At 32.0% G+C, this 26,920-nt stretch carries 20 protein-coding genes; 5 read left to right on the top strand and 15 right to left on the bottom strand.

The annotated features are described in order from the left end of the window. Positions 1–17: 17 nt before the first annotated feature. From D1815_RS20310 to D1815_RS20285, 6 genes are all read right to left on the bottom strand, one after another. A complete protein-coding gene (locus D1815_RS20310; protein WP_027393032.1) occupies positions 18–773 on the bottom strand; it encodes a LytTR family DNA-binding domain-containing protein in 756 nt (251 codons plus the stop codon). After that, a complete protein-coding gene (locus D1815_RS20305; protein ID WP_118389053.1) occupies positions 757–2,736 on the bottom strand; it encodes a tetratricopeptide repeat protein in 1,980 nt (659 codons plus the stop codon). Before D1815_RS20305 ends, D1815_RS20310 begins: the two co-directional genes overlap by 17 nt. A gap of 130 nt (positions 2,737–2,866) precedes the next feature. Beyond that, positions 2,867–5,209, bottom strand: coding sequence for a T9SS type A sorting domain-containing protein (locus D1815_RS20300; RefSeq protein WP_158594473.1), 2,343 nt, complete (start codon positions 5,207–5,209; stop codon positions 2,867–2,869). A 92-nt stretch (positions 5,210–5,301) separates the two neighbouring features. Next, the gene (locus D1815_RS20295) at positions 5,302–7,617 is read right to left on the bottom strand and encodes a cellulase family glycosylhydrolase (protein ID WP_118389051.1); all 2,316 of its coding nucleotides are present in this window, start codon (positions 7,615–7,617) and stop codon (positions 5,302–5,304) included. Between the two features lie 154 nt (positions 7,618–7,771). Then, the gene (locus tag D1815_RS20290) at positions 7,772–8,620 is read right to left on the bottom strand and encodes a fructosamine kinase family protein (RefSeq protein ID WP_233557622.1); all 849 of its coding nucleotides are present in this window, start codon (positions 8,618–8,620) and stop codon (positions 7,772–7,774) included. Between the two features lie 14 nt (positions 8,621–8,634). Beyond that, positions 8,635–9,579, bottom strand: a complete 945-nt coding sequence (locus D1815_RS20285; RefSeq protein ID WP_118389049.1) for a dihydrofolate reductase — start codon at positions 9,577–9,579, stop codon at positions 8,635–8,637. A 78-nt stretch (positions 9,580–9,657) separates the two neighbouring features. On the opposite strand from D1815_RS20285, the gene D1815_RS20280 reads away from it, so the two are divergent. The 3 genes from D1815_RS20280 (at position 9,658) to D1815_RS20270 (ending at position 14,446) form a co-directional block, all read left to right on the top strand. After that, the gene (locus D1815_RS20280; protein ID WP_118389048.1) at positions 9,658–10,728 is read left to right on the top strand and encodes an aminotransferase class V-fold PLP-dependent enzyme; all 1,071 of its coding nucleotides are present in this window, start codon (positions 9,658–9,660) and stop codon (positions 10,726–10,728) included. A 306-nt stretch (positions 10,729–11,034) separates the two neighbouring features. Further along, entirely contained in the window at positions 11,035–13,929 is a 2,895-nt protein-coding gene (locus D1815_RS20275) for a T9SS type A sorting domain-containing protein (protein WP_118389047.1), read from the top strand. 220 nt (positions 13,930–14,149) lie between these two features. After that, entirely contained in the window at positions 14,150–14,446 is a 297-nt protein-coding gene (locus D1815_RS20270; RefSeq protein ID WP_027393025.1) for an isoamylase early set domain-containing protein, read from the top strand. A 30-nt stretch (positions 14,447–14,476) separates the two neighbouring features. On the opposite strand, the gene D1815_RS20265 is transcribed toward D1815_RS20270, so the two are convergent. From D1815_RS20265 to D1815_RS20225, 9 genes are all read right to left on the bottom strand, one after another. Next, positions 14,477–14,758: a DUF427 domain-containing protein gene (locus D1815_RS20265; RefSeq protein ID WP_027393024.1), complete on the bottom strand. Its 282-nt coding sequence runs from the start codon at positions 14,756–14,758 to the stop codon at positions 14,477–14,479. A gap of 37 nt (positions 14,759–14,795) precedes the next feature. Further along, the gene (gene egtD / locus D1815_RS20260; protein WP_027393023.1) at positions 14,796–15,770 is read right to left on the bottom strand and encodes an L-histidine N(alpha)-methyltransferase; all 975 of its coding nucleotides are present in this window, start codon (positions 15,768–15,770) and stop codon (positions 14,796–14,798) included. Between the two features lie 9 nt (positions 15,771–15,779). Further along, a complete protein-coding gene (egtB, locus tag D1815_RS20255) occupies positions 15,780–16,946 on the bottom strand; it encodes an ergothioneine biosynthesis protein EgtB (RefSeq protein ID WP_118389046.1) in 1,167 nt (388 codons plus the stop codon). A gap of 102 nt (positions 16,947–17,048) precedes the next feature. Continuing rightward, entirely contained in the window at positions 17,049–17,474 is a 426-nt protein-coding gene (locus tag D1815_RS20250; RefSeq protein ID WP_027393021.1) for an energy transducer TonB, read from the bottom strand. A 27-nt stretch (positions 17,475–17,501) separates the two neighbouring features. After that, positions 17,502–18,326 (bottom strand): thymidylate synthase, encoded by an 825-nt coding sequence (locus D1815_RS20245; RefSeq protein ID WP_027393020.1) that lies wholly within the window; start codon positions 18,324–18,326, stop codon positions 17,502–17,504. Between the two features lie 159 nt (positions 18,327–18,485). After that, the gene (locus tag D1815_RS20240; protein ID WP_118390085.1) at positions 18,486–20,189 is read right to left on the bottom strand and encodes a NupC/NupG family nucleoside CNT transporter; all 1,704 of its coding nucleotides are present in this window, start codon (positions 20,187–20,189) and stop codon (positions 18,486–18,488) included. 55 nt (positions 20,190–20,244) lie between these two features. Continuing rightward, the gene (locus D1815_RS20235; RefSeq protein ID WP_118389045.1) at positions 20,245–20,862 is read right to left on the bottom strand and encodes a bifunctional nuclease family protein; all 618 of its coding nucleotides are present in this window, start codon (positions 20,860–20,862) and stop codon (positions 20,245–20,247) included. Positions 20,863–20,949: 87 nt separating this feature from the next. After that, the gene (locus D1815_RS20230; protein ID WP_118389044.1) at positions 20,950–21,918 is read right to left on the bottom strand and encodes an electron transfer flavoprotein subunit alpha/FixB family protein; all 969 of its coding nucleotides are present in this window, start codon (positions 21,916–21,918) and stop codon (positions 20,950–20,952) included. Between the two features lie 65 nt (positions 21,919–21,983). After that, positions 21,984–22,730 carry an electron transfer flavoprotein subunit beta/FixA family protein gene (locus D1815_RS20225; RefSeq protein ID WP_027393016.1) on the bottom strand — a complete coding sequence of 249 codons (747 nt, stop codon included), beginning with the start codon at positions 22,728–22,730 and terminating at the stop codon, positions 21,984–21,986. A gap of 164 nt (positions 22,731–22,894) precedes the next feature. Between D1815_RS20225 and D1815_RS20220 the strand changes: the two genes are divergently transcribed. Then, a complete protein-coding gene (locus D1815_RS20220) occupies positions 22,895–23,872 on the top strand; it encodes a pyruvate dehydrogenase complex E1 component subunit beta (protein WP_118389043.1) in 978 nt (325 codons plus the stop codon). A gap of 389 nt (positions 23,873–24,261) precedes the next feature. After that, the gene (locus D1815_RS20215) at positions 24,262–26,760 is read left to right on the top strand and encodes a DUF5686 and carboxypeptidase-like regulatory domain-containing protein (protein WP_027393014.1); all 2,499 of its coding nucleotides are present in this window, start codon (positions 24,262–24,264) and stop codon (positions 26,758–26,760) included. The last annotated feature ends 160 nt before the right edge of the window (positions 26,761–26,920 follow it).

Below are 26,920 nucleotides of genomic sequence, written 5' to 3'. Positions count from 1 at the left end.
AAATGTTTTTAAATAGCCTATTTGATTTTAAAACTTCTAAAGAAATCTACTTTCCTGGTTTTAGAAATGGATAACTTTTTTCCATCGTCCATTACGACAAACCCTCCATCAGACTTACTAATACGAGTGATGTGATCTTTATTGATTAAACTAGAGTTGTGTATCCTTAAAAAACCAAAACTCTCCAGCAGATACTCATAATATTTTAAATTCTGCGAAGCCAAAATATGTTTATTATTATTTAGTGTCAATTGAGTATAACTTCCATCTGCTAAACAATATAAAATCGAACTTATGGAAACAATTTCATAGCCATCAAAGGTGGGAATAGATATTTTATTAAACTTATCTTTTTCTAACTTAAGTTGCTCTATCAGTTCTTTTGCATTATTAGCAAAATATCTTCTCTCCAAGCCTTCTAAAAGTCTATTGATAGCTTTTTTAAAGTCATCAATATCGATAGGTTTTAAAAGATAATCTAGTGCCATATACTTAAAAGCTTCTAGCGCATGATTATGTGCAGACATGAAAATTATCTCAAAATCAATTCTTGTAAACTTTTCTAAAAACTCGAAAATACTTCTAGTACCAATCTGAATATCTAAAAATGCTACATCAATTGTATATGATTTCAATAGAGTCTGGGCCTCTTCGAACGTTTGTGCAGTACCTATAATTTCAATTTGCGGATAGAATGTTACTAGTAAAGATTGTAAATTTTCTATACCGTTCAATTCATCATCTACTATAATAGCATTAATTATTTTTGTCATACATATTCTTTAATGGCAAAATTAATATACTTCTAGTTCCTTTTACCTCATTATTTTTATCAAAGAGATCTTCAAAATAATATCTAGCATCCTTATACCCTGATTTTACCAGTATGTCTATTCGTTGTTTTGTATTAATCGAAGTAATTCCGATAAAACCTTTTGGCTTAGACATTTTTATTTTTTGAGCTTCTTTTCTTCCAATTCCATTATCTTGTACAATAATTTTTAAGTTACTATTAAATGGTTCTATTGTTAAAGAAACATGGCCTCCATCTGGTTTATTACTAATACCATGAATTATGGAATTTTCTATGATAGGTTGTAAAATCATTGCAGGAATATAGGGGTTCTGTTCTTCGATATTGCAATCTACCTTTAATGTAAAATCCAGTTTATTTCTGAATCTTATTTTTTCTAAATCTACATACACTCTAATAAGGTCTAATTCCTTTTGTAACCTGATAAACGAATCATTCGAATTATCAAGAATTAACCTAATTGATTGAGAGAACTTACTTAGGTAGTTATATGCACTAAACTTATCTGACTTTAATATCGAGTTTTGCACTCCATTTATCGTATTAAAAATAAAATGAGGATTCATTTGAGATCTCAAAGCGAATAATTTCATCATAGAAATCTGCTTCTGCTTTTCTACCAAATACACTCTATTGCGATATACATATACTACAATCATTCCTATAATTGCTATTAAAACAATACTTACTATCCAAATGATTCTTTCTATATCCGATTCGAATTCTTTTTTATCTTCTGCTTTCTCTTTTGATAAAGAAGCATAAGCAACATCTTTTTGTTCAATTACTTTAGAAGATTCTATTTTTGAAATTTGTTCAGAAAAATTCTCATCTAATAATTTAGATTCGAGTGAATTAAACTTTTCATAATACAAAAGTGCTTCCTTATAGTTTTCCGTTTTTTTATGATATCTACATAAGTCTTTATAGGCATCAATAATTGCTGTCTTTATTTCGTACTCTTCTGCAATTGACAAAGCTTTATTAAGATTATATTCTGCTTTTTTATAAGCTCCAATATCAAGATACACATTGCCTAAAGTACGATAGGTTTGTCCTACTCTACTATCAAACAATTTATCTGGCTTAATTGCTAAAGATTTTTTGGCATAGACAAGACTAGAATCATACGCTTTTATTTTATAATAGTTAAATGCTAGATTGTTATAACACGTCCGTCTTTGATTATAATACGTTAGATTATCGTCTAGAATTTCACTTAATATCTTCTTATACAATACAATTGCATTTTCAAAATTTTCTAATTGAGTTTCTATTACTGCTAAATTTATATAACTAGTAATTTCTCTATCTTTTTCACCCAATAATATTGCAACTTCTAATGCTTCAGAGAATATATCTACTGATCTATCATTTTTATTTAGCTTAGAGTATAAAATTCCCAATCTATTTAATGACTTATGTTTTTCTACAGAAGGTTTTTCATCTTTAAAAAAGTAATATGCTTCCATTAGATTGCTCAATGATTCTTTATAATCACTTTTTCTTTGAAATAATAACCCAATGTCTGATTGAATATCTGCAATTAAAAAATAATCTTTCTCATCATTTGCAATACGTTTAGCTCTATTAAAATAATTATACGCTAAATCCGCATCTTCTGAATACATATAAATGACACCTAATCGTTTTAGACTACGCGCATATAAACCATAATCCTTATGTTCTAAGGATAATCTCTTAGAAACTTCTGCATATTGTAAGGAAGTATCCATATCTACATCCTTGTAATACAAACTAAGATGATAAGATGCTCTAGCCTGTTCAACATCTTCACAAATGGTATAAATAGTTAACAAACTATCTTTTATCCCACCATTTTTCTTAGTTTGGGTTTGCGATACTGTTACTAACGTAAAAAGTAAAAAAAACCAACATATATTTTTATTATACAATTTCAACTTGATAGCATAAGTTTTTCATCCATAACTGTATTTTTTTTGAATACTACTTTAAAATAGATAAAGCAGATAATTTTAGTAATTACCTGCTTGATTAACTGTATTTTGGTTAAATCTATTGCGAATGATTTTATTCTTTATAAATTTTAATAGTTTTTTGGTCTCCACTAATCTTAGAATATATACTTATCAAATACATCCCTTTAGGAAGATCTTCTATAGCAAAAGTCGATTTGACATCATCGGTTTTGGACTGAAATGACTTAAGAATTTTCCCCTCTAGGTTTATAACCTTAATAGAAAGTGATTCATTTTTTATATGCTCTATAAAAAATGAATTCGATATCGGGTTAGGATATATTTCTAAGGCCTCCATTGTTGTCTCTCCATTTCGGTTTTGACCACAAGGAAGGTTTCCAAAATCAAAATTCCCATTACAATATAACCATTCTGAAGAACCACATCCTGTTCTACTAGAATAATCTTCTGTTTGATACAAAGTATCACAAATTTTAATCCAATCGATATAGGCATTTAAGTCACAAGAACTATTATCATCATTTACAAAAGCTATCTTAATATTTTGACCTTCCTTATAATTGACATAACGATACACTTCTATATCATTAGTTAAAATAAACTGAGCTACCGATTCATTGTCCAAAAGTATTTCTATTTGCTCGCCAGAGCAATTTCCTTTTGCTCCTACTTCTAAAACTTGAGTGACAGTATTTCCCGAAACGCAATCAATATTTGGCTTATTTAGGTTACCTAATCGATTGTTCCAATCTCCTCCAACCGAAGTTATATAGACCTGAAACTGATATTTATCTATTCCTAAAGGAGTGTTTTCTGGTATAAAAATCGGAATATCGATAGTTCCTAAGCCTTCCGAAACTCTAATCCTATTAGTTTTATAAACAGTATAAGGGCTAGAATCTAATTGAAAAACAATGGATATATCTCTATTCTCTTTTGCTTCATATGATACTGTGATATTTATTTCCTGCCCAACGACGACTTCATTGGGAACTAATGTAGAAACAATCATATCATCAAATGTATTTATTGTTCCTTGAAACTCCTTAGCTCCTATATCAATTGATCCTCCTATAATAGTTCCAAATCCTACATTAACGCCTCTATCGATAGCGGGACTATTAGATTGAAGATTCATATCCTGAACTGGAAAATTATTATTTTCGGTAGGAGTAAATAATTTTGCAGAAGCTCCATTGATATTAAACGGATTCGATGTAGTTGCTAGTAGGATAGTTTGTGATTCACTTAATGCTTGAATGTTTTTTAATTTTGGATTTACAATAAAATCATTAGAATTTATAGGCTCTGGATTACCAGTTATGTTCCAATGTATATTTTGATCATAGGTTATATTTTCGTCCTGATATCTAGATATTGTAGTTTTTGAATCATTAGAATTATATAAAATATTATTCTTTACACGGGCATTTTTAACTCTTCCTATCGATAATTGAGAATCTCCAACAGCAATCGGATATGCAGGATTAGATATGCGTGTACTTTGTGCATTATCAAATAAAGTATTGTTGTATACATCAACATTGTCACTAGAGAACACATTAATTCCTTGCCCTCCATTACCATAACAAATATTCCCTATTAATAGTGTTCTACTATTATATGGAACTCCGTTTTCTTTTTGATCTTGGATGTGATCATCAACAATGATTCCATTACCATCCGTAATTCTATTACCTCCACCAAGAAAACCTCTAAGATTCACATTATATCTAGAAACATTATTTTTATAGATAATTCTATGATTTGGATATTCTGGAAAGCTACTAACATCTAAATTTGCTGGTTGATATGACGAAATTCCACTATTTCCATTCTGACTTCGAAACGCACAATGTTCCACTAAATTTCCTTCTATTAAAACGACTTCTGATCCACCAATAGCAATTCCATTTCCGGGAAAATCATGTACATAATTATTACGAATAATAATATGATGCGAGCCGTTATCTATTCCAATAGCTCTTCTTGCTCTCCAAAGCTCCAAACCAAAAGAAGGATTATCTATCATTCCTTTCACATCTTGATTAGCAGGAACAAATTCTAAGTTTTCTATAATTACATACGAAGACCCTAACATATCAATTCCTTTTACTGAAGCTGAAACTATTGTAGGTAATTTTCCTTGTGCATCAGGTACTCCGGAAAAAGTTATGTATTTTCCTTCGGATCCAGATATAGACATAAATATTTCGCTCCATGGACTATCATTCCCACCCGTATATATTCCTGATAGAATTCTTACAGTATCACCTTCATTTACAGAATTTACTGCTTTCTGAATTGATTTAAATGCTACATTTTGATCTAGTCCTGAGTTATTGTCATTCCCGTTTTGAGAACTCACATAATATGTTTTTTGTGCACTTGCAAAGAATCCAACCAACACACTTAACATTATTATTAATTTCATTTTTTTCATAATATTATTCTATAAACAATGGATATACTTACTGTAAAAAAGAAATATCAAGTACAATTACTTGATATTCCTTTTCAGTTTAATTAATGATTATCTATAAGGATTTTTTTGGTCTCTTTTGTTTTAGTAGTCAAGTCGTACAACTTTAGTATATACAAACCATTATTTAGGTGATTTGTTAAAATGATACTCGTATTAGATACATTATTTTCTTCATAGACCTTTTTACCTATCATATTATAAATTACTACTGTATATTGTTCAGAGCCTTTTATAGTAATCTTGCTATCAGTTACAGGGTTAGGATATATCTCAAAAGTGTTCTGAATACTCTCATCCGGAGTTTTATTATCACAACCAAGAGCGCCGAAATCGAAATTACCATCACAAAATAACCACTCCGAATTTCCACAACCTGTTCTGGAAGCAATATCTTCCGTTTGATATCTTGTAGCACATACTTTTATCCAATCTATATAAACATTTTTATCGCAATCGTTTATGTTGCCATCATTTATAAAAGCAACTTTTATATTCTCATTATTTTTATATCCTTCATAAGTATATACTGAAATATTCGTGTTAAGAGACCATTCAGATACTTTTTTGTTGTCAATTAACAACTGAATTTTTTCGCTTCCACAGTTTCCTTTCGCTCCTATTTCAATAGTTCCTACTTGATTTGAATTAGCTCCGTTTCCAAAATTAATGTAACCATTACAGTGAATTGCTTGTGTAAAACTTCCTCCACCACAACTTACCACCCAGGCACCTGTATTTTCTTCCCTAGATTCTGCCTGGATTCTTTCTCCATTGATTTCTAACCAATCGATTTCTACATCTCGCCCAGTATCATCATTGATAAAAGCGACTTTAAAGTTTCCTGAAGTCTCTGGAACTGACAAACTATAATTAGCAAAATTATTAGTAAGCGTTATAGCATTATCAATTCGCACATCATTATAGCGTACTTCAATTTTCGAATTATTAGTTCCTTTTGCTCTAACTATAATATTGTCCGGATTATCAACATTATCAATACAATCAATATTAACTTTAGAAATAGTATGTAATCTTTCATTCCAATCCCCACCTTGTGGTGCTATAAAAACTTGAAATTTGTAATCATTATCAGCTACAGGAGTATTTGCATCAATAGGAACTTCTAATTCTATAGTATCTGTCCCTTCTTGAACATTTGTTCTTTTTGATCCATAAACGGTATACGGGCTTCTGTTCAATTGAAAAACAATTACAAGATCTCTATTAGTACTCGAGGAATACTCTATTTCAACAAAAGCGTTTTCTCCTTTCGCAACTTGATCAGGAGTTATTAAAGACTTGATCATATCTTCATCAGTTCCTCCTGTATCATCACAAGATGATGGAGGTGTGTTTACAGTCCTAAAATGATCCCTGTTCCATTTCCCTTCTGCAGTAAGATCATTATTATAATTCCAATTACCATTTGGACTAGCCGATCTATTAAGGGATGAACTAATTTCGTTTTTATTACTTAATGACCACTTACAATAACTAATATCATTATTATCCATCCATTGTTCCCAACGGTTCCACTCGGCAGCATCTAGATTGTTATTAGGTCCATAATTAGTTCCAACTCTTCCACATTCAGTCATAAACAATGCTAAGCCTTTATTAATTGCATAATTACCCTTATCTCTCAATGATTGTTTATGCGCTCCGGCATATGCATGTATCGTATAGGCTATATTACTTACTGGTTTATTATTAATATCTACGGTCAAAGGATTGTCTGCTGCTATGTCTACTCGTTGCGAATAAAAAGGCGTCCCTACTACTATAATATTATTGGGATCATTTGCTCTTATCTCCGCTATTACTTCTCTAGAATAACTTTTTATCTCGTTCCAAGTACCAACTGCATTTCCATAATCTCCAATAGGTTCATTCCAAATCTCATAGATAATATTAGGATATGCTCCATACTCCTTAGACATTTGTCTAAAAAAAGTTTTAGCTTGTTCTTTATAATTAGGATGGGCATGAAAATCTATTACCACATAAATCCCATGTTCAATAGCAGCATCTACAACTGATCTAACCTGATTTACAGAACCAACAGGATCATCTATATAATCTCCACCCCCTCCGCGAACACCCATAGCAGCTCTGACTATTTCTACTTTCCAATCATCCCTTAACCATTTTAATGCATTGCTATTCCAATATTCGCCTCCTTCCCATTGATGCCAGAAATAACTCATTCCTTTCAACTGAGTATTTCTATTACATTTATCCTTTATTTTCGTTCCCTCTACTCTTAATTGTCCGTGTCTTTCTACAATTGTTTGGGCTGACAACTGAAATATCGTGAATAGCATCATTACGATCATTAATAGGTTTGTTTTTCTCATAATAAAGATTGATTTGTGTTAGACCTCTAAAATAAAAGCTAAAACGATCGGTAGAAATGCTCAATTTGATGAACGACCATTCTCAATCAATGGTTGACCTCTATTAATTTGCAGTGCGTTTTTATTAAAAAAGAAAAGAATACTAAACCATTCCTTAGGAATATTTTTTAAGTATTGATTGAATTTGTGGTAAATAAGAATCTCCAAATAAATTAAGATGCACTAATAAATAGTATAATTGCCAAATTTCCATTCTTTTTTTCCAACCATCTATTAATGGGAAAATGTCATTATAAACCTCAAACAATTCGTGTTCAAAACCTCCAAAAAGATGCATCATTGAAATATCCATTTCTCTAGGAGCATAAGCCACTGCTGGATCTATTAAACAAGGAAAACCATTAATATCAATCATAAAATTACCACTCCACAGATCTCCATGTATTAAACTAGAAACTTCATCCGAAATTTCGTTTTCAATAGCAACATAAAAACTATCCAAACTCGAAAAAGAAAAACCTCTTTTAATAGCCATTTCGAATTGTGGTTGTAATCGCTGAGTTATATAAAACTCTGAAGCGGAAGAATATTTGGAGTTATATTGTGGTAAACTTCCAATGTAGTTATCACCTTCAAAACCAAAATAGGGTTTACTTTGCTTATGTAAATTTGCTAGTCGTTCACCGAATATTGACCAAAAATCTCGAGTTTTATTTCCAGACTTTATATATTCTAAAAGCAAAAAAGACACATCAGCATCTTTACCAAACAACAGCACCTCAGGTATTTTAAATATAGCAGCATCTATGAATTCTTGTAAGCCCCTTGCTTCTGCTTTAAACATTCCATGAAATTTAAACACACTATTCACTTTAACCACCATTTCTCTATTATTTGTGGTTAAAAGAAATACTTCATTGATATCTCCGCCGGATAAAGATTTAGTAGAAATGATTTTCTCAGAAAGAAGATTTTCTAGATGTTTTATGAGTCTTTTTGACAACAAACCAAAAACTCTTACTTCTTATTATAGGTCAAATATGTAAATGCATATTCATGTCGCTCATCTGCACCATGAAGCTCTTTTTTATCAACAGTCCATTTCTCCATATCGATTTCTGGGAAAAAAGTATCTGCTTCGAATACCCCATGAACTCTTGTAAGTTCAATACAGTTAGAATATTCCATTCCAATATCATAAATCTCTCCACCACCAATAATAAAAGGCTGTGGATCATCTTTAGCTATTTTTAAAGCTTCTTCCATAGAATGAACTACAATAGCTCCTTCTGGCTTATAATTTTGATTTCTAGTTATTACAACATGTACACGATTTGGTAATGGTTTTGGAAATGATTCAAAAGTCTTTCGACCCATAATAATATGATGTCCAGTAGTTAATTGTTTAAAACGTTTAAAATCATCCGGTAAATGCCAAACCAGATCATTATCTTTTCCTAACGCATTGTTTTCTCCTGCCGCCGCAATCATTGTAATTATTTGGTCTTTCTTAGATACTACAGGCGCCTCAATAACTTTTGATTGTTGTTGTTTAATAAATTCTTCTTTCTTTTTAACCAATTCATCTTTTGGATACATCTGATCAACATCCTTCTGAATCAATGCTATTTCGGCTTTTTGTTTAGCAATCAATCGTTCCATCTGCTTACTTGTCCATTCCGTACCCATAAACTTGTGAAATAACCATACATTACAAAAGTGTAATACCAACAAAAATGCCCAACAAACTACGGCTATCAAACACCAGTCAATACCAAAAAAAGTAATCTCCTTACCAATTCCGACTAATAGGTTTAGAATAATCAAAAACACCGATCCAACTAAAAATACTATAAAATGCTGAAATAGTCTTTTCTTTTGAACAATCCGTTTACGAGCATGTTCATATAATTCGCGCTGTACAGGATCAATTTGTGGAGTTTCTTTTCTTTTTGAAAACATTTTAATAGTACCTTAGTAATGCTTGATTAATTATCAAAGTAAATATAAAGGTTTTACCAAAAAACCGTAAAATAACTTATGAAGAATTTAAAAAAAGAATTTCCCGTATTATCTCAAAACACATATCTTAACACGGCCTCCTCCGGCTTATTATATGATTCATTATTAGACTATAGACAGGAGCATGATCTCGATTTTCTCATTGGAGGAAGTATGTTTAGGGAACATCAAGAAAAACTTTTAAATTCAGTAAGGACATCAATTGGTTCGTTTTTAGGCTGCAAATCAGAAAATACTGTATTAACACCGAATTTTTCTTTAGGTTTTAATACCATATTAAACGGGTTAGAAAAAAATAAAAAAGTACTTCTTCTAGATGAAGATTATCCTTCTATAAACTTTTCTGTAATAAATAAAGGGTTTAATGTATGCTATGCTAAAGTGAACACCTCGTTAGAGGAAAATATCGAAAAAGCTATCGCTAAATATAACCCTACTGTTTTTGCTTTTAGCTTAGTACAATACATTAGCGGTGTAACAATAAATCTTGAATTCCTTAAGAAATTAAAACTAAAAAATCCTGATCTTTTAATAATTGCTGATGGCACACAGTTTTGCGGAACTAGAGTTTTTGATTTTGACACTTCAGGAATTGATATTCTTGGATGTAGTGGGTACAAATGGTTATTAGGAGGTTATGGCAACGGATTTTTATTATTTAAAGAAGGCATTCTTAATAAAACAACACCGGATACTTATAAAAAAGCTTCCTCAACTGCTAATTATGATCCTTCATACACAAATCTACAAGCAAGATATGAATGCGGACATTTGGACACCTATAACTTCGGGAGTTTACAGTTTTCTTTGGAATTTTTATCCAAAATTGGTCTTCCTAAAATTGAAGAAAACATACAAGAACTAAAAGAGTACACAAAAACAAAATTAGCCTCCTTAAACTTATTAGAAACTGATGTAATAGAGAGGAATGATCATAGCTCTATTTTTAATATAAAAGGAGATCAAAAATTATATAATACACTAAGGGAAAGAAATATAATCACCTCTCTAAGAGGAAATGGAATACGAATAAGTCTGCATTTTTATAATACTATCGAAGATATTGACACCCTATTAACCTACCTATAAAACCTTTTCATGACACGTGCATTATTTCTACACTAGTTGTAGAAATAGTATAAATAAATATTGGGTTAAAATATGTAATCAGCGATTCTCATTCAGGTTTTAAAAATGGTATGATTTTTTGAAGTAAATAAACAATTATTGCAGAACTGATTACCAACCACAAAGTTATAATAGATAACTACAAATTAGTACTAACCAAATATTGCTTTAATATATATAAATATACTAGCAAAGAAGTACCTTTCTTGTTATAACGATATAACCATATAGATTGCTCAATTTTCTTAAAACGTAACACAAAATATCATGAAAAAACTTAACTTATTACTCACCCCTTTATTTTTATGCATTGCTTTTTTAACTACTTCGCAAGAAGTACCGATATCTAATATCGAATCAAACGATATAATTGCTAAAGTTATAGGAAAAGAAGATAAAGTATTACACATGTCTGCTAATCTAGTAGTAGATGAACCAGAAGATTTATTTGTTTATATTGATAGAGCAAAAGCAGCTGGAGCGAATACTGTTCTATATTCTGATTCTAAATTAAATACGTATGGACTAGAAGGGACTGCAGGGTCTAGATGGGATGAGCGAATCCAAGTATTGGTTGATGGAATTAAAGAAAGAGGAATGAAATTACATTTCATCACTATTTCCATGGGATTTGCAGGTTCACTAATAGCATCTAACCCTAATTTAACTACTGGATATCCTATTGAAGAACAAAAATTAAAAGCTATAGATGGCGAACTTAGACCTATTAAATCTTCTAATCTAATTAATGGAGATTTTGAAGACTTTGATGGAAACAAAGTTCTGCAATGGAAATTTCAAGATGCAATCGGAGAACGAACTTTTATTGACACCAATATTAAAAAAAGCGGTAATGCTTCTTTTAGAGCAGAAGCTACTAACAATGAAGATTCTAGAATTTTTACAGTTTTTGATGTGAAACCATTTCATCAATACACATTAAAAGTTTGGATCAAGACCGAAAATCTAACTGCAAGAAACTTAGCAGCATTAATTAGAGATGAAAATAATAAGGACCGTACTTTAACAAATTTACATATATCTCTTCCAAATGATAACGGAGGTAGAAAATATTACAATAGTCCTAATAACTTAACTACAGAAGATTGGGAAGAAATACGTATTGGATTTAACAGTTTAAATGCTACTGAAGTTAATTTAGCATTAGCGGTCTTTGGAGGTCAACAAGGTACAATTTGGTGGGATGATTTAGAAATTATTGACTCTCCAACTCTTAACTGGTTAAATCGAGAAGATTTACCAACATCTCTAAAACATAATAATGGACAAACACTTACATTTGGAACTGATGTAGCTCCAATATCAGATGATCAACTTGGTGTTTCTGGATTTTCTGGAGCTTTCGACACGCAACATTTATCACCTAAAATACTCATTAGCAGTACTACAAATATAAAAGAAGGCGATATAGTAAAAATAAGCGGATATCACGGACTTCCTACCGCAAGTGGACAAGTATCCGCTTCTTGGAATCATCCCGAAATATATAGTAGAATGCGAAGAATTCATCAAAAACTAAGTAATGATTTTGAACCTGACGGCTTTTTATTGAATTATTCTGAAATAAGAACAGGAGGATGGGAACCTTTAGATACTCAAATCGGAAATTCTGGTGCTGCCTTATCAGCTAGTATCCAACGATCTTTTAAAGATCTTTTTGAAGTTGCGCCAGATGCAGCATATTATTTTTGGAGTGATATGATTGATCCAGAGCATAATGCCATTGCAGATTATTATCAAATTAATAATACCCTAGATCAGTCTTGGGTTAGCGTAGATCCAAATAAAGTTATACTTGCAACTTGGTGGGAAGGTCAAAAAATTATAGATAAAGGTACAAAATCGCTCAAGTTTTTCTCTGATCTAGGCTTTAAACAGATTGTAGGAGCATTTTACGATGCAGATGTTGAACTTAACTTTAATCAGTGGCAGACAGCAGCCCAAGATACAGAAAACATCATTGGATCTATTTATGCTACTTGGGTTAAACCTCGTAATTATACACAAATAGAAAATTTTGGTTCCCTTTGGTGGTCACAAAATCAAGCAAACGATGAAATCGTATCTATAGATGGTCCTGACACAATTTCTCCTGGTGGTACCGGAATAATAAATTTAGAGTATTCAGCATCGGCAACTAGAGATATTATTGTTTCCTTGCAACTTAATAGAGCTCCGTGGACTAACTATGGTGTTAAAATCACTACAGTTCCCGCAGGAACAAATAATATAGAAATTGAAGTTGTAGTAAATGAAGATATACCAATAGCGGATAACGATTATAAATGGTTATCCTATATAGTTCCAGAAAATGAAAATTGGAATAACCGTTTTGATGATCTTCAAGAAATTAATATTAGCGCTATAAATAATGACACAGAAATAGATATTAGTGGAACACTATGGAGATTAGAAAATAAAGCTACCAAGCAATGGATAAGAACTAGAGGATGTTCGAATGATTATAGTGAAATCACGCCATTAGTAATGACTTCAACCAATAATACTGGAAATTGCACAATCTTTGAATTCATACCAACAGATGAAGGATATTACTATCTACAAAACAAAGGAACAAATGGAAGATATCGTCCAAAAAATTGTAGTAATACTGCCAATGATTCTATCGAAATAGTTCAGGTAAGCTCAGCTTCTTTTGGCTGGTGCGAGCAATGGAAATTAATAGAAACGGATGAAGAAGGGTATTTTAGAATCCAAAATAGACAAACAAACAACTGGATAAGATCCAAAGGTTGTTCCGCTAATATTGACGAATCTATTGCAATCACACAGGTATCACAGGGCTACACAGGCAACTGTACCAAATGGAAACTAATTGATACTAGTAATAATCAAATTAACAGAGATTTTATAGACACTAATATAGATGATATAAAGCTATTCCCAAATCCGGCCAATAGCGAAATATCCATTCAAAAATCTACAAGTAATACAAACGAAATTGTAGCTATTAATATTTATGACTTACAAGGAAGAAAACAACTAACGGTTGATTCTCAAAAACTCATAAGTAATGGAAACAATATTGAGGTATCACATTTAACCACTGGTATGTATATATTATCAGTTGACTATCATAAAAAAGAAACTCAGAATTTACAATTCATGATAAGTCATTAATATTTTTCTCTAAGTTTATGTAATGGTTTAACTTCTAAGAATTACTGTAGAATTATAATACTAGTTTAGGTTAAAGATACTACATCGTTATCGTTAATATTTAATTGTTAATTGTTCATTAAATTATTGAAAATCCGAGAGTTTACACTTTTATTTTTTAATGTTTTGTGGTAATTTCCCTTAAATTTTATTAATCAAGAATTAATTTTAAACTAAAATTATGGCAATAACCAAACAATACTTAAAGTCAAAACCTATCTGTAAAGTTACTTTTTCTGTTCCGGCAAAAGAAGCAACTAATGTTTGTGTGGCTGGAGAATTTAATGAATGGAATACTGAAGCAACGGTATTGAAAAAGTTAAAAAATGGTACATTTAAGGGGACTTTAGATCTTCCGAAAGATCAAAAGTTCGAATTTAAATATGTGGTAGATGGTCAATGGACCAACGAAACTGAAGCAGATGGATATCAATGGAACGATTTTGCTGCTGCAGAAAATAGTTTATTGGTTCTTTAACTAACATAATTTTAATTGGGGTTGTAGTTATTATTCTACAACCTCAATACCTTTCCAAAATGCAACGTAACCTTTTATTTGCTTAGCAAGGTCACTGGTTTCTGGATAAAACCATGCCGCATCTGTATTTTCCTTGCCATTTACAGTTACTGTATAATAAGATGCAACTCCTTTCCAAGGACAGTTGGTATGCGTTTCACTTGATTTAAAAAACTCCTTTTTAATAGCTTCAGGAGGAAAATAATGATTATTTTCAATCACTTTGGTATCATTGCTTTCTGCAATTATTTTATTATTCCATATTGCTTTCATAACTATTTTATATGCTTTTTTTTTAGATTTAAATTATCTATTCTGATTTCTTGAATACATAATTCTTATAATATTTATTTTCATCTGTAAACGATTTACTTATCTCTAATCCAGATTCTTCTGCAAGCCATTTTACTGTATCATCATCATACTTCTGAGAAATCTCTGTATGAATACTTTCCCAAGCTTCAAAGTGAACCTGTATCGATAAACAATCAATATCAACTGTTTGCTTTTTAGTACTTACTAGATAACTTTTAGCGGTTCCGCTTTCTGGATCATACACTTCCCAATGAGTAAATGCATCCAAATCAAAATTACCTCCTAGCTCTTTATTGATTCTAGCCAAAACATTCTTATTGAACGCGGCCGTTACACCAGATTTGTCGTTATAAGCGTCTAAAACTTTCTGAGGATGCTTCTTTTGATCGAATCCCATAAAAATAAGATCATCAGGATGCATGACAGCGTTTAATTTTTTCAAAAACTGAATCGCTCTAGGATGTAAAAGATTACCAATATTAGAGCCCAATACCATAATAACTTTTTTACGATCACTAATATGCTGCAATCTATCTAACACTTCAAAATATTCTCCTATCTGACCTTGTACACTAAGACTAGGTAACTCTTGTTCTAGATTAGAAACCAAACCATCAATTGCATTTTTACTAATATCTATGGGATGATACGTAACCGGATATTCTTTTTCGAGCAGTTCTCTTAATAAAACTTTTGTTTTCTTTCCATCGCCCGCACCAAGTTCTACCAGATCAAATCCTTCTTTATCAGAATCAAAACTTTTTAAAATATCGGCCTTATGTAACTGAAAAATATTAAACTCTGCATTAGTTAAATAATACTCTGGCAAGTCCATAATCTGCTGAAACAACTTATCACCTAATTCGTCATAAAAAAATTTGGAAGATAAATATTTAGGAAAAGCTGTTAGTCCTTCGTTTACTTCTTTGCCGAAAGCACAAAGCAATACATTTTGATCTTTAGAATTCATGTAATGGGGTTATTTATTTTTTACTAGTCGCAATCCATTAAATTGCCATCTTAGTTGGGGGTGAAAAAAATTACGATATGTAGGTCTTGTATGATTATTAGAAGTAGCCACAGAACCTCCTCTAAGCACTTTCTGATTTACCATAAATTTTCCGTTATACTCGCCAAGAGCTCCAGGAGCTTTACTATAGTTAGGATAAGGCAAATATGCACTTTCAGTCCACTCCCATCTTATCCCCCAATCAAAAAACTGTTGAGATGCTTCCCATTCAAATTCTGTCGGAAGACGCTCTCCTTTCCATTGAGCAAATGCAAAGGCTTCATAATATGATATATGAGTAACAGGAGCTTCTAAATCCAATTCTATTAATCCCCTCAATGTATACTGAGAATATCTTTCATCTATATTATGCCAATAAAGCGGTGTCTTAATATCATTAGAATTAATCCAATCCCAAGCTTCTGCATGCCACAACAAACTATTCTTATACCCTTTATCATTTATAAAATCAAGGTACTCCCGATTAGTTGTCAAATTATTAGCAATATGATACTCCTCAATAAACACTTTATGTGAACTAAGTTCATTATCATAACAAAATCCTTCTCCCTTATAACCAATCTCGTACAACCCTTCATTAATCTTATGATATCTAGTTGAAGGATTTACTTTCGGATTCTCATTAAACGTATCATTATATTTTGGTAATAACGGATTGTTACCTAGAATATATTTTATATCCGTTAATAATAACTCTTGATGTTGTTTTTCATGATGAATACCAATCTCCACAAGTGCTCTAATCTCTGTATTATCATTATCTTCTAAAAATGAATACAAACTATTAGTTACATAGTCTCTATACTCATAAACTTCACTAACCGTAGGTCTAGAAAGATTACCTCTATTAGTTCTTATAACTCGTTTCCCTACACTTTCATAATAACTATTAAAAACATATGCAAAATCATTATGAAATCGAGTATAATCCGTTTTGTATTTAGCAAGAATAAACTCTTCAAAAAACCAAGTAGTATGTCCTAGATGCCATTTTGGTGGAGAAACATCAACTATGGGTTGAACAACATAATCTTCTGTTTGAAGGGGGGCACAAATTTCTTCTGTATGAGATCTTGTAGCTAATAAAGAAGAAAGCAAATTATCAGTAATTACCATAAAAAAAGAGCGTATTCGATTTACGAATACACTCAAATTTAATGATTTTTATTATTTCACTAATTGATAATAGAGTTAATCCAATGTTAAAAACACAAATATCTATTTTGGTTTAATGAAAGTAATAGGTGCTTCATATGCAATAGCAATTGGTTTCTTACCCCACTTTCCAGGTTTCATTTTAGGAATAGCTCTAATAATTCTAACAGCTTCCCTTTGTAAATGTCTATGACCTCCTTTAACATCAATGACTTCAGACTTACCTTTATTATTAATTATAAATTCTACAGTAACTGTTCCTTCCAATCCATCTTTTTCAGCGATTTCGGGATATCTGAAATTTCGAATAATATGGTTTCTTAGGTTATTATCAAAACACTTTACAGGGCTCTGTCTTGATTTTTCACAGCCCGGCCATATAGGAGTAATCCCTTTTTCATTAGCGTTATCTTGAGACAGGATAACATTATCCTGAGCAAATAAAAAGGTGGAACATAAAATTGTTGCAATAAGTAGTAGTTTTTTCATAGTATTCAGTTTAAGTTTTGGGGGGGGTTAAACTGCAACTGCACCTTTAATATGAGGGTGCGGATTATAGTCTTCCAGTATGAAGTCATCAAAAACGAAGCCAAAAATATTTTCTACCTTAGGATTGATCCTAATAGTTGGTAATTTTTTAGGAGTTCTAGACAACTGTAATTCTAATTGTTCTTTATGATTATTATAAATATGAGCATCTCCAAATGTATGTACAAACTCTCCCGCTTCATAACCGCAAACTTGCGCCATCATCATTGTAAACAAGGCATAAGAAGCTATGTTAAATGGTACTCCTAAGAAAATATCAGCACTTCTTTGATATAACTGACAAGATAATTTCCCATTAGCTACATAAAATTGAAAAAAGGCATGGCAAGGAGGCAATGCAGCTTTTCCATTCGCCACATTTTCCGAAAAAGATTTAGATGTATCCGGCAAAACACTAGGGTTCCACGCAGATACCAACATTCGTCTACTATCTGGATTATTTTTTAAAGCTTCGACGATTTCTTTAATTTGATCAATTTCATCTCCATTCCAATTACGCCATTGATGTCCATAAACTGGTCCTAAATCTCCATTTTCATCTGCCCATTCATTCCAAATACGAACTCCATTTTCCTGTAGATACTTAACATTTGTATCTCCATTTAAAAACCATAATAGCTCGTGTATAATAGACTTTAAATGAAGTTTCTTGGTAGTCACCATTGGGAAACCTTCGCTCAAATCAAAACGCATTTGATATCCAAAAACACTTTTGGTTCCTGTTCCCGTTCTGTCTTCCTTTTCATTTCCATTTTCTAGCACATGACGTACCAGATCCAAATATTGCTTCATACTCCCTTACTAACTTTCTTTTTGAGTTTGTTAAAATTATACTAATTCCTGTCAAATATACAAAAAATAGGTTTTGAGATATCGTTTAATGCGTAGATTATGAAATACTTGTAAAATCTAATCCACAATTACATTTTTAACAAAAAAATCTATCTTATTTTATCCGATAATCATTCCGGCGATAGTGGCTGATAAAAGTGAAGCGATCGTACCACCTATTAAAGCTTTCATTCCAAACTCTGATAATGTTTTTCGTTGTCCAGGTGCAAGAGAACCAATCCCTCCAATCTGTATTCCAATTGATGCAAAGTTTGCAAAACCACATAACATATACGTAGCCATGATTACTGATTTATTATAAGTCAAATGTGTCACGTTTGCTACATTTTTTAAATCGGCTAATTGTATATAACCAACAAACTCACTAGCAGCTAACTTAATACCGAGAAGTTGTCCCATTAAAGCGATGTCTTCTTTTGCAACTCCAATTAACCACATTAATGGTGCAAAAATATAGCCCAAAATAAGTTCAAGAGATAAACTTTGGTATGCTGTGTTTGATGCAATCCAAGTATTAACAGATGTTATATCTCCGACCCAACCTAACATACCATTAAGCATTGCAATAAAAGCCACAAATACTAACAACATAGCTCCAACATTTACTGCCAGTTTCAAACCTTCAGTTGTTCCATTTGCAATAGCATCTAAAATATTAGATCCTATTTTTTCTGAAGAAACATATACATCGGTATTAATTTCTTCTGTCTGTGGAAATAATATCTTAGAAATAATAATCGCTCCTGGTGCAGCCATTACAGATGCAGCCAACAGGTGTTTTGCAAATTGCAATCTCAAAATCGGATCGTCTCCTCCCAAAAACCCTATATATGCTGCTAATACAGCTCCCGCAACAGTTGCCATACCACCGATCATAACCAATAGCATTTCGGATTTATTCATTTTTTCTAAGTACGCTTTAATCAATAAAGGCGCCTCTGTTTGACCTAAAAAAATGTTACCAGCTACACTTAAACTTTCTGCTCCTGATATCTTTAGCGCTTTAGTTAATAACCAGGCAAGTCCCTTTACTACCTTTTGGATGACACCTAAATAAAATAATAATGAAGTTAAAGCCGAAAAGAATATAATAGTGGGTAATACTTGAAAAGCAAATATAAAACCAAAAGTATCCATATCAACAACCAAACCTTCAAACAGAAATTTACTTCCTGCCCTAGTAAAGTCTAATACACTAACAAACAGGCTTCCTACCCATTCGAATATTGTTTGAACAAACGGAACTCTCAAAACCCCAATAGCAATAACTAACTGAAAACAAACACCTAGGCCAACTGTTTTCCAATTAATTGCTTTTCTATTACTACTAAATAGAAATGCAATAGCTAGTAAGACAATCATTCCTAAAACTCCTCTCCAGAAACTCGAAAAAGAAAAACCTTGATTAGGAATTAGTTCACCATTTGTTGGTACAGAAGCAACGTCGGCTATTTCCTTTTTAGGAATAAAAGAATATATCACATCTCTTTTAGATAAAACTAAAGTAGAATCTGTAGTACTTCGAATTTTATATTTTATAATAGAATCCTCTGCGATATCAGGAAAAAACAACAACACATTACCTTGAGCAAGGTAATCACCTTTAAGATTTTCTAATCGATTATTAAACTTATAAGAAAACAAACCTTCTTCTAAATTTAAATAATCGTTGTCTCCAACTTTAAATATATTATCAGAGGCTCCTTCAACATTCTTTAGAATCCATTCTTTTTCTATAGACTGTGCTGATAAAATAGTAATAGTAAATAATGATAGTAGGAGAAATAGTAGTCCTTTTTTCATATAATTAGAAAGTAATAATATATTATTTCGGAATATGTGATAAACGTCTTCAAAACTAACCTCGTTTTGAAATTTCATCTCTTATTCTGGCTGCCAATTCATAATCCTCATTGCCAACAGCTTGATCCAACATGCGATTTAATTCTTCGAGAGATAAATCTTGATAACTAGTTTCTTTACCTACCATTTCTACATCATCTGAAACTAATTCATCTACAAGTAGACTTTCAGCATCATCATCATCATCTTTCTTAGGATTTACCTTAAGATAAATTCCCGCTTGATCCAAGATGTTTTTATACGTAAAAATAGGCGCTTGAAAACGCAATGCAAGTGCTATGGCATCACTCGTTCTAGCATCTATTATCTCTTCGATCTTATCACGCTCGCAAATAATACTTGAATAAAAAACACCATCCACTAACTTATGAATGATTACCTGTTTAACCACTACATCAAATCGATCAGCGAAGTTTTTAAATAGATCATGAGTTAATGGACGAGGAGGTTTAATCTCCTTTTCTAAAGCAATTGCTATGGATTGTGCCTCGAATGCACCAATAACAATTGGTAATTTTCTTTCTCCATCTACCTCGCTTAAAATTAATGCATAGGCCCCATTTTGGGTTTGACTGTAAGATATTCCTTTTATGTTCAGACGAACTAAACTCATAGTAATTTTCAATAAAAAAAAGGCTGTTTGAACAAATGGACTTTACCTGAGTTCAAACAGCCCTTGATTGGGCACAATTTATGAAAATTATGCGTTATTCGCCTTAAATTCCTTTAATTTTTCAATTAACTGAGGTACTACCTCAAAGGCATCACCAACAATACCATAATCTGCAGCCTTAAAGAAAGGTGCTTCAGGATCATTGTTTATTACTACTTTTACCTTACTAGAATTAATTCCTGCAAGATGTTGAATTGCTCCAGAAATCCCAACAGCAATATATAAGTTGGTAGCTACAGGCTTTCCTGTCTGTCCTACATGTTCACCGTGAGGTCTCCACCCCATATCACTTACGGGCTTAGAACAAGCAGTAGCGGCTCCAAGAACATCAGCTAACTCCTCTATCATTCCCCAATTCTCTGGTCCCTTAAGACCTCTACCTCCAGAAACCACAACTTCTGCATCTGCAATAGATACTTTATCCGTTGCCTTATCTACTGATGTAACATTAACACCAAAATCTGCATCCGATAATGATGGATCAAAACCTTCTGCTGCCGCAGCACCTTGAGTTTCTTTTAATCCGAATGCGTTATTAGATAATCCTACTATTTTTACATCTGTAGAAATCTCCGTAATATTAAACGCTTTATTCGTAAAAGCTGTTCTTTTTACAGTAAAAGGAGCTACATTTTCAGGTAATGCAACAACGTTAGAAGCATATCCTGCATCAAGATTAACAGCTAACATAGAAGCTAAAAACTTACTATCCGCACTAGAACTAACTACTACAACTTTTGCTCCTTCTTTTTCCGCCGCTTGCTTCAATGAATCTGCATATGCTTTTGCACTAAACGTAGCTAGCTTATCGTTTTTAATTTCCAAAACTTTATCTACTCCATATGTTCCAAGATCACTACTATTCTCCACGTTAACGCTAACTGCGGTAACAGTAGTACCTAGCATATTTGCTATTTCTTTTGCATAGGATGCAACCTCAAAAGCAGCTTTCTTAAATTTGCCTCCTTCACTTTCTGTGTATACTAAAACTGACATATATACTGTTTTTTTTATATTGAATCTAATACCATTATTATGATAGTAGACATTCTTTAAAATTATTATATTGCTTTAGCTTCGTTATGTAATAACTCAACTAATTGACCTACATTATCAGGAGAAACCAAAGTTACATCTCCTTTTGGAGCTGGTTTCTCGAACTTAACAGCTTTTGTTTCTTGTGTAGCCTCTATAGCTTCTATAACGGTAAGCGGTTTTTTACGAGCCATCATAATTCCTCTCATATTAGGAATTCGAAGATCACTTTCTTCTACCAACCCTTTTTGACCACCAACTACAAGTGGTAATGTAGTTGTCGAAGTTTCTTTTCCTCCATCAATCTCACGAACTGCAGTGGCAGTATCTCCTTCTATCTCTAATCCAATACAAGTATTTACAAAATTAGCACCTGTTAGGGCAGCTAACATACCTGGCACCATACCTCCATTATAATCAATAGATTCTCTTCCTGCAATTACAAGATCATATCCCCCATCTTGCACAACTTTAGCCAGTTGCTTTGCCACATAAAAACCATCGGTAGCTTCTGTATTAACTCTAATTGCATTATCTGCTCCAATAGCTAAAGCTTTTCTTAAAGTAGGTTCAGTTTCAGCTCCTCCAACATTTACAACATCAACAGATGCACCTTGTTTTTCTTTAAACCACATAGCGCGTGTTAATCCAAACTCATCATTAGGATTAATTACAAACTGTACTCCATTTGTGTCAAACTTTGTATCTCCTTCAGTAAAATTAATTTTAGAAGTAGTGTCCGGCACATGGCTAATACAAACTAATATCTTCATTTTATATAGGTATTTTTTGAGAATTTAATAATAAAAGCGAAGGTACAAATAAAATGTCGAATTTACTATGCGTGCATAGTAAATTTTTCAATTTTCAATGATTAGTAAAAGGTATTAATTGCTACTTTTGCCTTTCGTGTAGCACAAAAATAATTATTTTAGAAATGAAAACGATACAATTCAGAGAAGCAATTTGCGAAGCAATGAGCGAAGAAATGCGCCGAGATAAATCTATTTATCTTATGGGTGAAGAAGTAGCTGAGTACAATGGAGCTTATAAAGCTAGTAAAGGTATGCTTGATGAGTTTGGCCCAGATAGAGTTATTGACACTCCAATATCTGAGCTAGGTTTTTCTGGTATAGGGGTTGGTAGCGCAATGAATGGTAATCGTCCGATCATAGAATTTATGACTTTCAACTTTTCATTAGTTGGAATTGACCAAATCATTAATAACGCTGCAAAAATGCGTCAAATGAGTGGTGGACAATTTAATATTCCTATCGTATTTAGAGGACCTACTGCATCTGCTGGACAATTAGGTGCTACACACTCTCAGGCTTTTGAAAACTGGTTTGCAAATACTCCAGGACTAAAAGTAGTAATCCCTTCTAACCCTAAAGACGCTAAAGGTTTATTAAAATCTGCTATCCGTGATAATGACCCAGTTATTTTCATGGAAAGTGAGCAAATGTATGGAGATAAAGGTGAAGTACCCGAAGGAGAATACACAATACCACTTGGTGTTGCAGAAACTATTAGAGAAGGTGCTGATGTAACAATCGTGTCTTTTGGTAAAATTATTAAGGAAGCCGTAAAAGCTGCAGATGAACTTGCGAAAGAAAACATCACCTGCGAAATTATAGACCTTAGAACTGTACGCCCTCTAGACTTGGATGCTATTTTTACTTCAGTAAAAAAGACAAATCGACTTGTTATTCTAGAAGAAGCTTGGCCATTAGCAAATATCGCATCTGAAATAACGTATCAGGTTCAATCTAATATTTTTGATTATTTAGATGCTCCTGTCATAAAAATAAATACAGCTGATACTCCAACACCTTATTCACCGGTTTTATTTGAAGAATGGTTACCAAACAGTAAAGATGTTGTTAAAGCTGTCAAAAAAGTAATGTATAAATAAAAGGAACCCTTTTTCTTTGCGTCTGATAGATTTTTAAATTTTGATTTGCTGCATCATAAAAGTTGGCTCGAAATTTGATGAAATATCACAAGTTTACAAACGTCAATTTTTAGGGCACTTTGAAATTTTGAGTTTATATATTTAAAAATGTTTTGTGTTAAGCTCTATAATCAAAAGCTTAACACAAAACATTTTTGGATTTGTAAAATATAAGAGGTAGGGTTTTTATATATTGATGTGTTTTAGATAGAGCAACATTAAATTGATACTATAGAATTAGGTTACAACATACTAATTGACTAATAAAAAAAGGGCTTAATTGCTCCTTTTTGATTTTTTAAAATCAAATTAATTTAATGATGCTAATCATAATTATTTAAAAATATTAGATGAAATATTGGGTTTTAGGGTTATTATTTTTTGCTTTTAGCAACTCCTTCGTTTTCGCACAAACTAAAGTAAGTGGTTATGTTTATGATAGTAATAAACAATCCGTTCCATTTGCAAACATTGTTTTCGTAAATTCAACTATTGGAACTATTACGGATGAAAATGGTAAATTCTATATGGAATCTGATCAAAATCACAGTAGTATTAAGGTATCTTTTATTGGTTTTGAAACAAAAACAATAAAACTTTCTAAACGCACCACTTATAACATGGAAGTTGTTTTAGAAGAAGAGGCGGCCTCATTAGACGAAGTTGTCATTTATAAAGGAAAGACTTCTAAAAAAAATAACCCAGCTATAGATATTCTTCGTAAAATTTGGGATAATAGAAGAGAAAATGGTGTTAAAAAGTTTAAGCAGTATAATTATGATAAGTACGAAAAACTTGAATTCGATCTAAACACCATTGATAGCGCTCTAGTTAATAGTAGAATTTTTAATGGTATGGAATTTATTTTCGAAGATATTGATACTTCGAGAATTACCGGTAAAACCTACCTCCCTATCTTTCTTAACGAAGCAATTTCTAAGGTATATGGTGATAATGAGTTAAACGAACTTAAAGAGGTTTTAAAAGGTAATAAAAATGCAGGTTTTAGCGATAATCAAACTCTTATAGCATTCGTAAAAGATTTATATTCTGATTACGATATCTATGACAATTATCTAAAGTTTTTTGACAAAAGTTTTACCAGTCCTCTTTCTAGAACTGGGATCAATGTATATAATTACGTCTTATCAGACAGTGCTTACATAGGAAACAAATGGTGTTATAACATTATCTACTATCCTAGAAGAAAAAATGAACTTACTTTTAAAGGAGATTTTTGGGTAAATGACACTACTTGGGCAATCAAAGAAATCAACCTAGAAGTTACCAAAAGTGCTAATATTAACTGGGTAAAAGACTTATACATCGAACAGGAATTTGATGTTCTTAATGATTCCATTTTCCTTATTACCAAAGATTATTTTCAATCAGATTTTGCTTTTAATAAAAAGGAGAAATCTAGGGGAATGTATGGTAAAAGAACTACCCTTTATGATAATTACAAATTTGACCAAAAGAAAGATAAAAAATTCTACCAAAGCCAAGTAGACCCTTATAATCAAGATATTTATAATAGAGACGATTCTTTTTGGACTAACGCCAGAATGGAAGATCTGAACAAAGACGAACAAAAAGTATACAAATTACTAGACACCCTTAGAACAGTAAAAGCTTTTAAAAGACTTTATAACGTAGGTACCATATTAGCTACAGGTTATGTAGAATTTAATGGATGGGATTTTGGTCCTTTATTCTCTACAGTGGGATATAATACGATTGAAGGGTTTAGATTAAGAGCTGGAGGTCGCACGTATTTTACTGCAAATGATAGATGGAGGATAGAAGGATATGGAGCTTACGGTTTTAGAGATAATAAGTTTAAATACGGAATTTCTGGAAAATATCTAGTAGACAGAAAGTCAAGATTAATAGTTTCAGCTGGAAATCGAAGAGATGTAGAACAATTAGGAGCCAGTCTAACTAACACAAACGATGTCGAGGGACGAAGTTTAGCCTCTTCATCGATAGTTGCCACAGGTGATAACAGTAGATTAACATCAATTAACCTATCGGCTTTTTCGATGCAAATAGAACCACGAAAGAATTTCACTATAGGAGTCACTGGATCATATAGAACATTAAAACCAGCAGATGATGATTTATTTAGTCTTGACTTTTTCGATCCTGAAACTGGTGAAATAAAATCTGAAATTAAGCAAGCAGAAATAGCTACTACGCTGGCCTATTATCCAGGACGTAAAACAACCGGATACGGTGTAGATAAAATAACAGTAAACGATGGCGACTATGCACAATTATTCCTTAATTATTCTTTAGGACTAGATCATATCTTAGAAAGTGATTTTGAGTATCAAAAACTTCAATTCTTCTATAGGCAACCATGGAATATTGGTGGTTTTGGTGTTCTTAGTAGCTCTTTAGAAGTAGGTAAAACGTTTGGAGAAGTACCTTTAGGACTGCTAAGTGTTGTACCTGGTAATCAGACATACTTATCAATTCAAAATACATTTCCGTTATTAAATTTTTACGAATTTGTTACAGATACTTATGCCGCTGTACATATTGAACATAATTTTAATGGTAGAATTTTTTCTAGAATACCGTTACTTAGAAAATTAAATTTACGAGAACTTGTTGGCATTCGAGGAGTTTGGGGTGAGTTATCTGATGAAAATATCGCACTAGATGCCTCTGGTTTCTTACAAACTGTAGGAGCTCCGGATGAAGAAATCTACTGGGAATATAGTGTTGGAGTTGGAAATATCTTTAAAGTATTCAGAATTGATTTTCACTTTAGAGGAAATTACTTCGATAACCCTGATGCCCGTGATTTTGGAGTAACAGGATCTTTCGGGTTCTATTTCTAAAAGAGATAAATTCTATATGATTTAATCTCTTTTATCAAGCTTTATATTTTTGCTTATTTATTTTATAAACTGTACTATTATTTTTACGAAAAGGTTTAAGGTTACCGTAACATTAAATATTAGCACAAAAATCTGTTATTTTTGGTTATAAATTTTAACC

Origin of the sequence: Aquimarina sp. AD1 (assembly GCF_003443695.1) — a bacterium.
In the GTDB taxonomy this organism is placed as follows: Bacteria; Bacteroidota; Bacteroidia; order Flavobacteriales; family Flavobacteriaceae; genus Aquimarina; species Aquimarina latercula.
The sequence above is the reverse complement of the archived record's forward strand: the minus strand, read 5'-3'. Positions and strand labels throughout refer to the sequence as shown.